The sequence below is a fragment of the Treponema primitia ZAS-2 genome (assembly GCF_000214375.1).
Taxonomy (GTDB): domain Bacteria; phylum Spirochaetota; class Spirochaetia; order Treponematales; family Breznakiellaceae; genus Termitinema; species Termitinema primitia.
This window is the reverse complement of record NC_015578.1, coordinates 1,035,340-1,050,771: the sequence shown is the minus strand read 5'-3', so window position 1 is coordinate 1,050,771 and position 15,432 is coordinate 1,035,340. Positions and strand designations below refer to the sequence as shown.

Below are 15,432 nucleotides of genomic sequence, written 5' to 3'. Positions count from 1 at the left end.
TGATAGGCAATACATTTCTTACGAATGAGCGAGTACAATTATGAATGAAATTGCAAAAAGGGAGTTATTAAATTGGATTAGGCTATTAAATATACAATCATTATCCGATATGGATATAAAACTACTCAATATAATCATTTCTAATTTTGATTTACTTTCCTCTCTTGGTACGGCATCAGGCCAGCGGGCGAAAAAAATTTCGGAATTAATCCTAAAAGAAAAAGATACTATACCCGGAATACTATCAATAAATGGAGAAAAAGATGCTGCTAAAATTGATTCATGTGAAAGAATATATGAATTAGAGATAGGTCCGTTTCGAGGTTTTACCTCACAGGAACATTTCATATTTGACAAAAAATATACATTTCTTTACGGGCCCAATGGTTCTGGTAAATCAAGTTTTTGTGAGGGCCTTGAATACGCCCTTCTTGGCGAAATTTCAGAAGCTGAAGCAAAACGAATACCTCTTGATTTTTATATACAAAATGTTGGCAGGAAAATATCAGAAGTTCCAATTGTCTATTATATTGATTCCGCAGGGCAAAAGAAAAATATAATAAAAAATCAGGAAAGATTTCGTTTTGCATTTATAGAAAAAAATCGTATAGATGGATTTGCTCGTATATCCGCAAATACCCCCAATGAGCAAAAAAATCGTATCGCGGCTTTATTTGGCCTTGATGCCTTTAGCGATTTTGTAGATGGATTTACAGATAATTTTCAATATCTTCCTACAAATACACCTAAAGCAGATTTATTTAAAATTGAAATTGAAAAAAATGAATCGGAGAAACAAAGACTTGTAGAGAATAAGAAAAAATTTGAAGAAATTTCAACTAATGTAAATACACTTATAGATGAAGTCGGAAATAAAGATATTAAAAACAGAGACGAATTATATATATTTTTGAATGGGACTAATGGAACTGGTGGGAAAATTGAAGAATTACAAAAACAGAAAGCACAGCAAATATCGGAAGATATAAAAACGGAAACGATTGATAATGTATCAAAAAAAACAATTGAATTGCATTCCGACACTTCAAAATTAAACACAGATATTAGATGTCTATACGAACTATCTTCTGATTTAAATTATAAGGAACTATATTCAGCCATTGTTGCAATTGAAAATATTGCCGATTCAGACAAATCTATTTGTCCAGCATGCAAAACTCCAATTACACAGACTATTTCCAATCCATTTATAAATGCACGATCAGAGATTAATAAACTAAAAAGCTTAACAGAGCTACAAAGCAAAATTCCTAACGTGGCAAAAAGTGTTGAACGTCAAATACGCGAGCTGGACAAAAACATTCAGGAAATAAATGAATATTTGGGAGTTATAGATTACGATGGATTTTTAAGCAAATTAACCGAGCAGACATTTACAGACATTGCTTCAATTTTTCTTAACCTTTCTATTATTTCAAATGAAATTACTATAGTGGAAAATGAATCTAAAAAATATCCAGAGATTAAATCATTGATACAAAAACATAATGATTTGTTAAATCAGAAACGAAAAGAAAAAGAAACCAGTGATAGTGAAATACAGAAATATCATATATTTAATAATAGGTTATCCGAATTAACTGCAAATGAGAAATTAGTTAATGATGAAATAGATCGTATTAATTTGTCATTGGAAAATTTTGAAAAAATAAATGAACCGATGTTTAAAGAAATCGAAAATGAAAACAATCAAGTTATGGAATATAAAAAATATATAAATGCGTACAATAATATTATATCGCAATTAAAGAAATATCGCAATGGTTTACCATCATTATTTGCTGCTGGGCTTTCCGAAAAAGTAAGAAACTATTACAATATTATAAACGATCATGATTCAGATTTTGAAAAACTTGAAAACATAATACTGCCTTCCGGATCAGGTGAAAAAATCATGATAAAGTTTTTTAGTTCTACCGATAGCTATGACGCTCTGCATATTTTAAGCGAAGGGCATATAAGAGTCTTGGGACTTTCAATATTGTTGGCAAAGGTAATTAGTGAAAATATTGGTTTTATTATTTTTGATGATATTGTTAATGCCATTGACGATGATCATAGAAGTGGAATAGCAGAACTATTAATGAACAACTCTGATTTTAAAAATAGGGAACTGATTATTACATGTCATGGTGAAATGTTTATTAGAATATTGGAAAATAAACTAGGTGTAAAAAGAACGCAAAAAGAAGTAACGCAATATTACTTTTATCCCACTGAATTAAATTCTGTTCGTGGTATCAAATTCTCCATCGGTGATTCATCTCATTATTTAGTGCAGGCCCAAAAGCATTTTGAAAAAAACGAACTAAAAGATGTGGCCTCAAAGTGCCGCCAAGCAGTTGAAAGTATTGCAGAAAATCTTTGGAAAAAAATCGGGAAAAAAATGAAAAGCGATCTCTCTGTATCAATGCGTTCTCCTAACTCTAAACCAGATTTATCTAGTCTTATTGATGCACTTAAAGAAAAATTAAAAAAAATAGATAATAAATCGGATATCTATAATTTGTTTGAAAAGTTGAAAGGACAATATATGTGGAATTTACTTAACAAGGGAACGCATGAGGAAGATGATTTACCAGAATTTGAATTGACAGACATTTCCAATCTTCTTGATCTTGTGAAATCAATTGAAACAAATGTTATTTCATTTGATATTACCACAAGAATAAAGACAGGATAAAATCATTTATTGTATATGAGGGTTCATACGTTTATTAATATGAAATGTCTTTGATACTATAAATTAAATACGAAAGGAGTGACATATATGGTTAAAATAACGGTACAGAATATAAAAATCACCGTAGGGTATATTGCCGGATATAACCTTCCCCTTCCCAAGGTAAATCAAAATGCTTGAAAATACCGCCATAAACCAATACTATATTGGAGGATTTGCTTAACAATGCCAAATGAATTAACCGCTCATTTTACCGAAATAGTCTCCATTATCGAAAAAGCCAAGGCTAAAATATATAAATCGGTAAACAAAGCTTTTATCGATATGTATTGGGATGTCGGCGAATATATAAGCCAGAAAGTCCTTGAAAACGGTTGGGGAAAAGGCACAATCCGGGAATTTTCACAATTTGTTCAATCCAAATATCCGGACATTAACGGGTTTTCCCCTCAAAACGTCTGGAGAATGAAACAATTTTATGAGATTTATAAAGACAAGTCAAAACTCTCACCACTGGTGAGAGAAATTACCTGGTCTAATAATCTCCTCATAATGGCCGGCGCAAAAAGCGATGAATCAATGGAATTTTATATCAGATTATGCATAAAGCACAACTATTCAAAACGGGAACTTGAACGGCAGATAGACAGTATGTTATTTGAACGGACCATGATCTCAAATAAGAAGAATAAAAGCCTTATAGAGAAAAGTAATGGCCTTGCAGTGCTTCGTGATAATTACACCCTGGAATTTATCAATCTCCCTGAAAAACACCATGAAAAAGATTTGCAACACTCAATCCTTGCCAATCTGAAAAAGTTTATCCTGGAATTCGGTAAGGATTTCTCCCTTATTGGTGAAGAATACCGGGTACAAGTTGGTAATCAGGATTTCTACATCGATTTGCTCTTTTATAACCGTGAATTAACCTGCCTTGTAGCCATCGAATTAAAAGTAGGCAAATTCAGCCCCGAGCATTTAGGGCAGCTCAACTTTTATCTTGAAGCCCTGGACCGGGATATAAAAAAACCCCACGAAAATCCGAGTGTCGGCCTAATCCTTTGTGCCTCCAAAGACGACACCGTCGTAGAATACGCCCTCAGCAGAAGCCTAACCCCGGCTCTTATTGCTGAATACACTCTTAAACTTCCTGACAAAAAAATCCTTAGGAAAAAGCTAGCTGAATTGACGGAAATTTCTGAAAGCGAGGGAACAAATACATAAGCCTGAACTTAGTCAAAAAGTGTCCAGCTTTACAAATTAAATCTGAAAGGAGTATCTATATGGCTAAAATCACAGTACAGAACACAGAAATTACCGTAATGCAGATTGCCGATCAAGACTATATCTGTATCACTGATATGTTAAAAGTCAAAGACGGCGACTTTTTTGTTACCGATTGGCTTCGAAATCGTAATACCCTGGAATATATAGGGATATGGGAACAGATACATAACCCCGATTTTAATTATGGCGAATTCGCCATAATTAAAGGGAAGTCCGGTTTGAACAGTTTCAAAGTCAGCTTCAAAGAGCTGGTAGAGCTAACCACCGTCATAAGCCTACAGCCAAAGACGGGCAGATATGGTGGCACCAAGAACCTAGGTTCCGATAGGGTTATTGGCAAATGAAACGCTTCCAAATGTCGGAATAACCCAAAGGAGTTATCATGGAAAAAATCACTGTAAAAAATACCGATGTAACCATCATCCAAAACAATGAAAACGACTATATCTCCTTAACCGATATTGCCAGGTTCAAATCTGATGACCCTACGGCAGTCATAGCCAACTGGCTACGCAACCGGAACACCATAGAGTATCTGGGAATTTAGGAAACCCTTTATAACCCCAGCTTTAAACCCCTCGAATTCGAGGGGTTTAGAAAACAAGCCGGATTAAACGCCTTTACCCTGTCCCCTCAAAAATGGATTGATACCACCGATGCCATAAAACAAAACCTTATACCTCCCGAATTAACCAAAAAGCAGACCTCCATTATCTATGCCAATGAAGCCGATGTCCTGAACGTCGCCCTCTTTGGTCTTACCGCCAAAGAATGGCGGGACAAAAACCCCAATCAAAAAGGAAATATCCGGGATTACGCCGATATTAATGAACTGATATGCCTTTCAAACACGGAAAATATCAACGCCGTCCTGATAAATGACGGAATAGAACAGCACGAACGCCTCAAACGGTTGAACAAAATCGCTATCCAGCAAATGACTATACTGGTATCTGTCGAAAACAGGAAATTGCTAAAATGAAAAGGGCAGAACTATTTTTCATACTCCCATAACCGCAATTTCCCCATCACATTCATAATCGGTTTTTCATACAAAACAGCCTTGTCAAAAATCCAGTGCAAGCAAGAAGGCTCAGCAAATTCATCTTGCGAATCATCGATAATATCGACCAGCTCAGCCTCCCCGACAATACATTGACTAGGCATAATAAACCCATATTTCTTGGCAGCATTTTTTGCTTCGTCTACAGGCATTTTATAAGTAAGTTTCTCGCCCAAACCATACAGCTTAACTATCTCATTTAAAAATTGAATATACCCTCTAAAAGAATCCGGGGCATCTTTAGGCAGAGGGTCATACCCATAATATTTAAGATGGTATTTAGTAAAAATATCCGGCATATATTTTAATTCTGGCCATGCAAGCGGCTTGCCGGAAGCGTGAATAAGCAGCTTCCCCCGATATTTAGTATCCCAAGCCCTATTTTCAACAGCTTTTATCCCTTTACAAACAAGTGTAGCATACGGCTGTCGTATCGATATAGTTTTCATAGAAAAAGTATAAAATATTGGTAAAAATTACTCAAGCAGTTATAAATACTGTCATTGCTTTTGGTAAGTATAGGATCAAGACCGAAGTAAAGAACTTACATAAAAAAGAGCCTCAAACCATTGCAAAATATAACAGAATACTTCAGCCCTTTGTTACAAATAACGGTATGACGCAATACCCGTTTTCCCATATTGACCCAAGCCTCCGGGAGGGGCGGGGATGCCTCTCCCGGAGAATGAGCCACCATGGCTTAACCCTGAGAATCGCGCTAAACCATCCCACCAGTTGAAACCGCCCCCTGATACTGCTATAATTCCCCCATGATTCAATACCCCATTTATACAGAACGATCAGAATGCCAGGATTGCTTCAAGTGCATCAGCCGCTGCCCGGTGAAGTCAATCCAGGTTAAGGACGGACACGCTGAAATAATACCAAAGATCTGCATCTACTGTGGGAATTGCGTTATCAGTTGCCCCGCCAGGGCCAAGCGCGTCCGAAACGATGTGGATCAGGTCAAAAAACTGATAAGCCGGGGGGTCAAGGTCTATGCCTCAATTGCACCCGCCTATGCTTCGGAGTTTCATGGGCTTCCCCAGGCGAAATTTATCGGGGCCCTGAAAAAGCTGGGGTTTTTTGGGGTTTCCGAAACCGCCCTGGGGGCCGACTTTGTCTCTGCGGATATCGCGGCGGATTTGGAAAAGGAGCCTGAAAACAACCAACGGCTTTTTCTGTCCTCTGCCTGCCCCAGCGTTGTTATGTATGTCAAGCAGAATGCCCCGGCCTTTGTTCCCTACCTTAATGACCGGGCATCGCCCCTGCTGTCCCACGCAGTATATCTGCGGAAACTGTATGGCGATAAAATTGCCGTGGTTTTTATTGGCCCCTGTATTGCAAAAAAAAGGGAAGCTGACCAGATGCGGGAGATAAACGCTGCCCTTACCTTTGATGAGCTGAGAAACTGGTTCGCCCAGGAAGGCATTAGCCCTGAGGATATCGAAGCCGGGGAGGACGGCTTTGTACCTTGTAGGGCTGCCAAGGGCGTCTACTATCCCGTTGACGGCGGGATGACCCATTCGCTGGAAAACTACAAGTCTTTTTCCGGGGTGTCAAGGATGTCTGTGTCGGGGATCAATGCAATAGCAAAACTGTTAAAGAACGATTTTTCGCCCGGGGATCTTCCCGCGCCCCTGTTTCTTGAACTGCTGGCCTGCCCCGGGGGCTGTGTTAACGGCCCCTGCACTACACGGGACACATCGGAGATTATGCGCCGGGCATATCTGCTGCAATATGCGGCGACCGCCGAAAAACAGCTTGACGATAAAACCCTGCAGGACGGCTTTGTGCCCAAGGCGACCTTGACCCTTATAAAAAGCCCCCATGTGGAACATTCGGTTTCAGAACTGCGGACCGCCCTCAGAACCATCGGTAAATACGGAGATGATGACGAGCTTAACTGCGGAAGGTGCGGGTATGATAACTGCCGGACCTTTGCTGCGGCCTTGCTGGAAAAGCGGGCGGAAAAAACTATGTGCGCCACCTATATGCGGAACATGGCACAGAGAAAAGCCAATGCCCTGATTAAGGCCAGCCCTAGCGGGATATTGATCGTCGACAAGGACCTTCACATTCTGGAGGCGAACAGAAACTTTGCACACTTAATGGGGAAGGAAATCGAAGAACTCTATGAGCTAGTCCCGGAATTAATCGAACTGAACCTTACCAAAATTATTGATTTTTCAGATTATTTTGTAGATGCCTTTTCTGCGGAAACCGCATCGAGCTTTGATTACGATATTCGGTATGACAAGAAGGTGCTTCATCTGAATATTTATGTGATAGAAAAAGGAGAAGTGGTCGCCGGGGTAATCGATGACATCACGGTCCCGCAAATCAGGCGGGATAAGACAGTGAATAAGGCACGGAAAATTATCGAAAAAAATGTTCAGGCAGTCCAGAAAATAGCGTTTCTGCTCGGGGAAAATGCCGCAGAAACCGAGGCCATATTAAACACAATCATAGAATCCCATAGCCAGGGTGAAACCGAAAAAAGGGGAGCAAAAAATAAATGACCGAACTGCTGGCCCCGGGGGTCATTTTTGTTGAGGTGGATTATTTTCAGGTAAAAAAGGCCGGGCAGACCGCTGCGGGGGATATCTTTCTTTACCAGCGGAGCCCCTCAGGTGGCAGGATAATCACCACCCTTTCTGACGGCCTGGGAAGCGGCATTAAGGCAAATGTGCTGGCTTCCCTGACCGCAACAATGTTAAATAAATTTGTATCCTTTGACATACCCATAAAGCGTTCAGCAGAATTAATAATCAACAGCCTTCCTGTTTGCAGTGTGCGGGATTTAAGTTATGCCACCTTTACCCTGCTTGATATAAATCACTCAAGCAAAGATAGCTGTTCCCTGAAGATACTGGAATATGATAATCCCCCTGCCATCATCGTACAAAACGATAAAATAATAGAACTTGAAAAAGACAGAATCCCTATCGAACGGAAAAATAAAAAAACAGGGCCGGAAAAGGAAATCGTTTCCTTTTCCACATGGACCGCATATCCCGGGGACAGGATTGTCTTTTTTTCAGACGGGGTTACCCAGGCGGGCATGGGGTCAGAAGCCTACCCCCCGGGCTGGGGGATAGAAAATGCGAAAAACTTTATCCTTAAACAAATAGAAACCACCCCGCTTATAAGCGCCAGGGAACTTTCAGAAAACCTGGTAACCGAAGCGGAGTACAAGGATATGACCGGCGCAAAGGACGATATTACCTGCGCGGTGGTTTATTTCAGGGAGCCCCGGGATTTACTGGTATTTACCGGGCCGCCCTATCACCCTGAAAGCGATAAGGAAATTGCGGAAACCTTTGTTGCCTTTAAGGGCAAAAAAATTGTTTCCGGGGGGACCAGCGCGCAGATAATCTCCCGGGAACTGGGAAAGAAAATCGAAAGAGGCAATCTTCTGTCCGGGGGAGGGCCGCCCCTTTCTAAAATAGAAGGGGTTGACTTGGTATGCGAAGGAATACTGACTCTGGGGGCAACAGCGGAACTGCTGGAAGAAAACAAGAAAGTAAAAAATAGGAAGGATTCACCCGCCCATCGTATGACGGAATATTTACTGAACAGCGATAGGATTGTTTTTTTAGTGGGTACAAAGATTAACGAGGCCCACCAGGACCCGACTATGCCTGAAGAACTTGAAATCCGCAGAAACGTTGTCAAAAAAATTGCGGCCCTCCTTGAGGAAAATTTCCTCAAGGAAGTACACATTCAATACGTGTGAAATTTTAGGGCTATGTATTGCATAGCCCTAAAACAAAAACTACGCTTTCTTTGCAGCATCCACCACGTGGGAGATGAGGATACAGTTGGTAACCGATCCTACACCCCCGGGTACCGGGCTGATACCGGCCACAATGGGTTCCACTTCGTCAAATTTTACGTCACCGCAGGTTCCCTTTTCGCCGTTAGGCTTGGGATTGACGCCCACGTCAACTACATACTGGCCGGCCTTAAAGCTTTCCTTGCCCACGCTCAGAGCGCGTCCCATGGCAACCACCACAATGTCCGCTTCCTGGGTTATTGCAGGAAGGTTCTGGGTCTTGGAATGGCAGACAGTCACGGTTCCGTTCTTTTTAAGCAGCAGCATTGATACGGGTTTTCCGATAACCGTACTGCGGCCCAGAACGACCACTTTCTTTCCCGAAGGGTCGATCTTGTAATGATCAAGGATCTTGATAACCGATTCGGCGGTACAGGGGGCATAGCCCTGGTTTGAATCGGAATAGATTCCCGCCATGGAACCATCGGTGATGCCGTCCATGTCCTTTTGGGGAAGCAGGGCTGCCCGGGCTACATTGTCATCAATGTGCTTGGGCAGGGGGCGGAAGAGCAGGATGCCATGGACACCCTTATCATCATTCGCTTCTTTAATAACCTTGAGCAGGGCTTCCTGGGTTGTATCTTCCGGGAGTATGTAATTTTTTACCGCCGCGCCCACTTCTTCGGCCCGCTTGGTCGCGCCCTTTTCATAGGAAATGTCCGGGCCTTTTTCACCCAAACGGATAATCCCCAGGGTGGGTGTAACACCCTTTGCCTTGAGAGCTTCCACATCTTTCTTAAGAGACTCCGCCAATGCGGCGGCAACTACTTTCCCGTCTAATAATTGAGCCATACTTTACCTCGATTAATTTTGATGTAAATCCCTAAAAACTAAAGTTTCAGGGATTCCCTAAGTTTCGATCATTTCAACTGATCTTTTACGCCTTTGAAAATCTTATCCGCCAGGGGTTCGTACTCGTTAAGGAGTGCGTTAGCCTGACGATTGATGTCTTCCGCATAGGCCCGGTCGGTCATGGCAGCGGTATTGATGAACACGTTGAGGCTGGCCCCGGACAGGGCAGCTTTGCAGAACAGTACCCCTACCCCGGCGTCACTCAGGGCAAGCTTGCTGCCCTTGGCGGCAAATTCTTCAATAACCTTGATAGCCTCGCCGCACTTCTTCATGATCGCCACAGGAACACTGCACGCCTCTTTCAGGGCCGCTTCCATAACCCGGGTCTTCTCCGCCTTTTCAGCCTCGGTTTCCTTGGGTAGCCCGTAAGCCTTGGCCAGGGGTGCAAAGACCTCGGCATCCCGCTGAATCAGGGCGATAAAATCCGCCTGGATACGGTCAGAATCTTTTTTCAGCCTGATGATGTCCGCTTCCACATCGGCATATTTTTTCTTGCCCACCGTAAGGGAGCCCACCATGTTGCCCAGAGCGGTCCCTACGGCGCCCACCAGGGCGGACGCGCCGCCACCGCCGGGCACCGGTTCCTTGCTTGCCAACACGGTAACAAAATCAACGCAGCTTTTCTCAGCAAAACCCATTCTTTCCTTCCTTAATAAAAGAACGGGTAATGAGAAATACTCACTACCCGTTCTTCAGTGTTACTGAATCAGAACAAGCCGGAAATTTTCCCGGTGTTGTCCACGTCGATTTTTTCGGCGGAGGGCACAGGGGGGAGACCGGGCATGGTCATGATGTCACCGGTAAGGGCTACAATGAAGCCCGCGCCGGCGGAAATCTTGATGTTACGAACCGTGAGGGTCCAGCCTTTCGGCGCACCTTTGAGGTCCGGGTTGTCGGAGAAGCTGTATTGGGTCTTGGCCATGCAAATCGGCACCTTGTCCATGCCGAGTTTTTCGAGCTGGGCAATCTGCTTTTGCGCCACAGGAAGAATGTTTATGCCGTCGGCATGGTAGATCTTCTTCGCAATGGCTTCGATCTTATCTTTGATGGAAGATTTTTCGTCATAGCTGAAGGTGAACTTGTTGGGCAGTTCGCACAGTTTTACGACTTCTTCGGCCAATTTCTGGCCGCCTTCGCCGCCTTTTGCCCACACTTCGGAAAGCGCGACATTGACGCCCAGTTCCTTGCACTTCTTCTCCACCAGGTCCAGTTCAGCCTTGGTGTCTTTCGGGAAGGCGTTGATGGCAACCACCGCCGGAAGGTTGTACACCTTGGTGATGTTTTCTACGTGCTGGAGCAGGTTGGGAAGGCCTTTCTCCAGGGCGTCAAGGTTTTCTTTTTCAAGGTCAGCCTTGGCTACCCCGCCGTGGGACTTGAGGGCCCGGACGGTGGCAACGATAACTACTGCGGAGGGCTTGAGCCCGGCGAAGCGGCACTTGATGTCCAGGAATTTTTCTGCGCCCAGGTCAGCGCCGAAGCCGCCTTCGGTTACCACATAGTCGCCCATTTTGAGGGCAAGCCGGGTGGCCATGATGGAGTTACAACCGTGGGCGATGTTGGCAAAGGGGCCGCCGTGGATAAACGCGGGGGTACCTTCCAGGGTCTGGACCAGGTTCGGTTTCAGGGCATCTTTGAGCAAGGCAGCCATGGCGCCCTGGGCATTGATCTGGCCGGCGGTAACCGGTTTTTCGGTATTATCGGACTGCTTGCCGTAGGTGTACCCAACGATGATGCGGCCCAGCCGGGCTTTCAGATCGTCGATGTCCTTGGAAAGGCAGAGTATGGCCATAACTTCCGAGGCTACGGTGATGTCGAACCAGTCTTCACGGGAGGCGCCGTTGGCCTTGCCGCCCAGGCCGTCCACGATGAAGCGGAGCTGGCGGTCGTTCATGTCAACGCAGCGGTGCCAAATGATCTTGCGGGGGTCGATATTGCACTTGTTGCCCTGATAGATATGGTTATCAATCATGGCTGCCAGGAGGTTGTTCGCAGCGCCGATGGCGTGGAAGTCTCCGGTAAAGTGCAGGTTAATGTCTTCCATGGGGATGACCTGAGCCCAGCCACCGCCGGCCGCGCCGCCCTTGACGCCGAATACCGGCCCCAGGGAGGGTTCGCGCAGGGCTACTACGACTTTTTTGCCGATCTTGGAAAGACCGTCCGCCACACCAACCGTGGTGGTGGTCTTGCCTTCACCAGCCGGAGTGGGGGTGATGGCGGTTACCAGGATGAGCTTGCCATCAGGTTTGCTCTTCAGCTCGTTGTTCAGGTAATTGTAGTCTATCTTAGCTTTGTATTTTCCGTATTGCTCAATATATTTTTCAGGAATGCTTAATTTTGCTGCGATCTCATTGACATCATAAGCGTGTTCAGGATAAACCGCCTGGGCAATGTCAATATCTGAACCGATGAATTTTTTCACCGCATCTGAACCTTTAGCCATAATAATCTCCTATATGGTTTGAAAATATTAATTGGCGGGGGAACAAGCACAAGCCTATCCCCCGCCAAAACTCCCGGTAATTACTTACACAGTGCGATCAGGTTGCCGTCATTAACAATTTTGATAACTTTTTCAGCTTTGTTGAGCGCATAGAAGTGCACGCCCTGAAGATCGGTCTTCAGGTAGTTCTTTACTTCGTTGATGGTGTATTCCATGCCGTATTTTTCAAATTCCCCTGCGTATTTTTTGACCAGATCATCGTACTGCTTGAGGGTTTCCTCGGAAGCACTCTTGGGCGGAGGGGGCGGGGGGCTGTATTGGCCCACGATCCGTGACAGTTCCACAGGAACGGCGCCGGGAATGGTCATGTCGATGGCGTTTCTGCGGGAAAGAATCGGCATAATGCCAATAACAATGGGAAGTTTGATACCGGCCTTGCGGCACTGGGCGACCCACTTCTCATAGGCGGGGATATCATGACAGGTCTGACACATAATAAGCTCGGCCCCTGCATCCTGTTTCGCCTTGAGGTAATTGATATCACTTTCAAGGCTGGAGGCGAGGAGGTGCCTTTCGGGATAACCCGCAGCGGCAAAACACACCTGGGGGAATTCTTTGTGCAAAAAGCTGATAAGCTGGTTTGCATGTTCAAATTCGCCGCCTGTGGAAGACTTGATGTCCCCGGTGACCGGATCTTTCTGAAAATCGCCGCGCATGGCAAGGCCGTTTTCAAGCCCCATGGCCACATATTCCGCAAAAATTGCCTTTAATTCGGCGGCTGTTTTCCCAATACATGTAAAGTGGGTTACACAGTTGACCTTGTGATCCACGATGTATTTGCAGATTTCCTTAGACTCCCCTACGTTGGTGCCCATGGCGCCATAGGTACAGCTAATAAAATCCGGCTTCATTTGAAACAATTGATCCAATTCTTTTTGCAGCTTGGGAACACCATCTTTTTCCTTGGGGGGAAACACCTCAAAGGAAAACGTCTTCTTGGTTTTCAGAATTTCTGAAACTTTCATCCCTTACCTCCTCTCTGGTTTATGCTTGTTATAACAGGAAAAAAATCCTGTTGCTTACTGATATAGTTATAGATATAGATAATTATATATATATAACTATTTATCGAATGCCCTTTTATGATACGGGCAAATCAGCGGTTTGTCAAGCAAAATTTGCTATATATATAAATAATGCTATGTTCTAAGGCTATTCCATATATGCTTTGGCTCTGAGGGCGTCCGAAATTTCATCGGTCCGCTTAAAAACACCGTAGAGGAAGGGTTTCAGTACATACTTGACATTTTTTATACGCATTTCCATGCCCTTGGCCTGCAAGCCCTGCTTGATCTGTTCCAGCTCCCGGGAAAGCACCGGGATAAAGGCGATACAGATGCAGATCATGAGGCTTATATCCTTGGGATTCACCCGGAATAGTTTCAGGGGGTAGAACAAGGTTTCTATGGCATTGGCAAGTTGGGTGGTGGAGAGGATGTACTTAAAGCTGTGGGTAACATTGCAGACTACCAAAAGGCGTATAAAAAAAAGCAGCGCCGTGTTTGTATCCTCCAGAAAGAAATTGATGGCCGCCGCAAAAATGATAAAAGGCAGGATACCTGCGGTATAGCGGAGAGCAGGTTTAACCTTTACATGGACAAGGATCATGACAAAGATATTGATGAGGCAATACGCCCCCAGGATATAGTAGTTTGAGGTAAAAAATACAATAAAGGTGTAACCTAAAAATAGCAATAGTATAAGCAGGTTCTTCATTTTACCTTTTCTGCTATTTTTTCTGTTAAATCGTCCAGGGTATAGTCTTCCAGTTCAATGTCAATGCCCCGGCTTTTCAGTTTGTCCACACTTTCAAAAATGAAGGGGGTTTCCAGACCCAGTTCCTTTAGTTTATCGATATTGCGAAACAGGTCCTTTTTTTCAAATTCGTATTTTACACTGCCCCCGCTGAGGATGATTATCCGGTCCGCTGAAAGTACCTCGTCAATAACATTGGTGACATAAACCACCGTGAGGCCCCGCTTATGCTGATCCACAATGATACTGTGGATATCCTTCTTTCCCCGGGGATCCAGCATGGCGGTGGGTTCGTCAAAGATGATACACTCAGGCCGCATGGCAAGCACCCCTGCAATAGCAACCCGCTGTTTCTGCCCCATGGACAGTTCAAAGCCGTCGGTAAAGTTTTCGATGCCCATCATGGCGGCGGTTTCCCGAATGCGGACAGCGATTTCATCCTTATCAAGCCCCAGGTTGCCCAGGGCAAAGGCCATATCGTCGGCCACCTTCTCAAAGACGATCTGGTTTTCCGGGTTCTGAAACACGATGCCAATAGTTTTCCGCAAATCCAGGGCCAGCTTTTTGTCCCTGGTATTGATCCCCCCTGCCAGAACCTGTCCGGCGCTGGGGAAATCTATACCCGCCATAAGCCGGGCCAGGGTTGATTTGCCTGAACCGTTCTGCCCGACAATGGCGACAAATTCCCCTTTGCAAACAGAAAGATTGATATCATGCAATACCCTGGCGCCGGAATGATAGGCATACTCCAGCCCCTTAATTTCTATCAGAGAAGGCGCGGACAAGATTACTGCGCTTCCGGGACAGTTTGGGGATCCTGATCCCGGTTATCCATCAGGTATCGGTTTATAGGTTTATCCAGAAACACTTTCAGCAGGTACATGATCCCCACCTGTATGGGCATCATGATCAGGGCTGCGGTGAGCCGGGTTGCCACAAAGAAGGTCCAGGCCCTGCCGGTGGTAATAGCCACCCAGATACTGGTAAGCCCCATGCGGACAAAGATCAGGATAAGGACATTGGCGAGGATCAGGCCCTGGAGGAATTTTTTGTTGGATTTGGGGTTGTAGATGCACAAGCCGTAGATTAAACCGGTGACCAGGGAACTCAGGGTAAAGCCCGGGAAAAAGACCCCCTTGGGAAAAAGGAGGGCCCCAATCACGTCCCCCAAGCCCGCCACCAGGGCGCTCCAGACCGGCCCCAGGAGCAAGGCGCTCAGGGTAACTGGGACAAAGGCGAAACTGATTCGGAGTATAGGGGTTTGAACGCTTAGAAGTCTTTCAACAACGATCAGGATGGCCAGTAATAAACTGGCAAGGACAAGTTTCTTTGTTTTGGACATAATAACCCTCTCAAAATCGGGACCGGATTTACCCCCAAGGGGTAACCATTCCCAAAACTCAACCGTAAAAAGGGTCGCAGGTATGTTTACC

General features: G+C 44.6%; 14 protein-coding genes. 6 read left to right on the top strand and 8 right to left on the bottom strand.

All coding sequences use genetic code 11. The features are described 5' to 3' along the window. The first annotated feature begins 40 nt into the window (after positions 1–40). The 4 genes from TREPR_RS04690 (at position 41) to TREPR_RS18875 (ending at position 4,538) form a co-directional block, all read left to right on the top strand. The gene (locus tag TREPR_RS04690; RefSeq protein ID WP_015707144.1) at positions 41–2,704 is read left to right on the top strand and encodes a DNA recombination protein RecF; all 2,664 of its coding nucleotides are present in this window, start codon (positions 41–43) and stop codon (positions 2,702–2,704) included. 225 nt (positions 2,705–2,929) lie between these two features. After that, positions 2,930–3,928, top strand: coding sequence for a PDDEXK nuclease domain-containing protein (locus TREPR_RS04685; protein WP_015707143.1), 999 nt, complete (start codon positions 2,930–2,932; stop codon positions 3,926–3,928). 59 nt (positions 3,929–3,987) lie between these two features. Next, positions 3,988–4,335: a KilA-N domain-containing protein gene (locus TREPR_RS04680; protein ID WP_015707142.1), complete on the top strand. Its 348-nt coding sequence runs from the start codon at positions 3,988–3,990 to the stop codon at positions 4,333–4,335. A 38-nt stretch (positions 4,336–4,373) separates the two neighbouring features. Continuing rightward, complete coding sequence (locus TREPR_RS18875; protein ID WP_245534789.1) at positions 4,374–4,538, top strand: KilA-N domain-containing protein; 165 nt, start codon at positions 4,374–4,376, stop codon at positions 4,536–4,538. Positions 4,539–4,984: 446 nt separating this feature from the next. Here the strand turns inward: TREPR_RS18875 and TREPR_RS04670 are convergent, their stop codons facing one another. Further along, positions 4,985–5,503, bottom strand: a complete 519-nt coding sequence (locus tag TREPR_RS04670) for an ASCH domain-containing protein (RefSeq protein ID WP_041611019.1) — start codon at positions 5,501–5,503, stop codon at positions 4,985–4,987. Positions 5,504–5,824: 321 nt separating this feature from the next. Here TREPR_RS04670 and TREPR_RS04665 point away from each other — a divergent pair, with 321 nt between their 5' ends. Next, positions 5,825–7,576, top strand: a complete 1,752-nt coding sequence (locus tag TREPR_RS04665; RefSeq protein WP_015707141.1) for a [Fe-Fe] hydrogenase large subunit C-terminal domain-containing protein — start codon at positions 5,825–5,827, stop codon at positions 7,574–7,576. Next, a complete protein-coding gene (locus TREPR_RS04660) occupies positions 7,573–8,793 on the top strand; it encodes a SpoIIE family protein phosphatase (RefSeq protein WP_015707140.1) in 1,221 nt (406 codons plus the stop codon). The genes TREPR_RS04665 and TREPR_RS04660 overlap by 4 nt, the downstream gene beginning before the upstream one ends. A 39-nt stretch (positions 8,794–8,832) precedes the next feature. Here the strand turns inward: TREPR_RS04660 and TREPR_RS04655 are convergent, their stop codons facing one another. From TREPR_RS04655 to TREPR_RS04625, 7 genes are all read right to left on the bottom strand, one after another. Beyond that, on the bottom strand, positions 8,833–9,684 hold the full coding sequence (locus TREPR_RS04655; RefSeq protein ID WP_015707139.1) for a bifunctional 5,10-methylenetetrahydrofolate dehydrogenase/5,10-methenyltetrahydrofolate cyclohydrolase: 852 nt from the start codon (positions 9,682–9,684) through the stop codon (positions 8,833–8,835). A 68-nt stretch (positions 9,685–9,752) separates the two neighbouring features. Beyond that, positions 9,753–10,382: a cyclodeaminase/cyclohydrolase family protein gene (locus TREPR_RS04650; protein WP_015707138.1), complete on the bottom strand. Its 630-nt coding sequence runs from the start codon at positions 10,380–10,382 to the stop codon at positions 9,753–9,755. A 68-nt stretch (positions 10,383–10,450) separates the two neighbouring features. Continuing rightward, a complete protein-coding gene (locus TREPR_RS04645; protein WP_015707137.1) occupies positions 10,451–12,184 on the bottom strand; it encodes a formate--tetrahydrofolate ligase in 1,734 nt (577 codons plus the stop codon). An 80-nt stretch (positions 12,185–12,264) separates the two neighbouring features. After that, on the bottom strand, positions 12,265–13,209 hold the full coding sequence (locus tag TREPR_RS04640) for a methylenetetrahydrofolate reductase (protein WP_015707136.1): 945 nt from the start codon (positions 13,207–13,209) through the stop codon (positions 12,265–12,267). 187 nt (positions 13,210–13,396) lie between these two features. Further along, complete coding sequence (locus TREPR_RS04635) at positions 13,397–13,960, bottom strand: energy-coupling factor transporter transmembrane component T family protein (protein ID WP_015707134.1); 564 nt, start codon at positions 13,958–13,960, stop codon at positions 13,397–13,399. After that, positions 13,957–14,784 (bottom strand): ATP-binding cassette domain-containing protein, encoded by an 828-nt coding sequence (locus TREPR_RS04630; RefSeq protein ID WP_015707133.1) that lies wholly within the window; start codon positions 14,782–14,784, stop codon positions 13,957–13,959. The genes TREPR_RS04635 and TREPR_RS04630 overlap by 4 nt, the downstream gene beginning before the upstream one ends. 2 nt (positions 14,785–14,786) lie before the next feature. Further along, the gene (locus TREPR_RS04625; RefSeq protein ID WP_015707132.1) at positions 14,787–15,341 is read right to left on the bottom strand and encodes a folate family ECF transporter S component; all 555 of its coding nucleotides are present in this window, start codon (positions 15,339–15,341) and stop codon (positions 14,787–14,789) included. Positions 15,342–15,432: the final 91 nt, after the last annotated feature.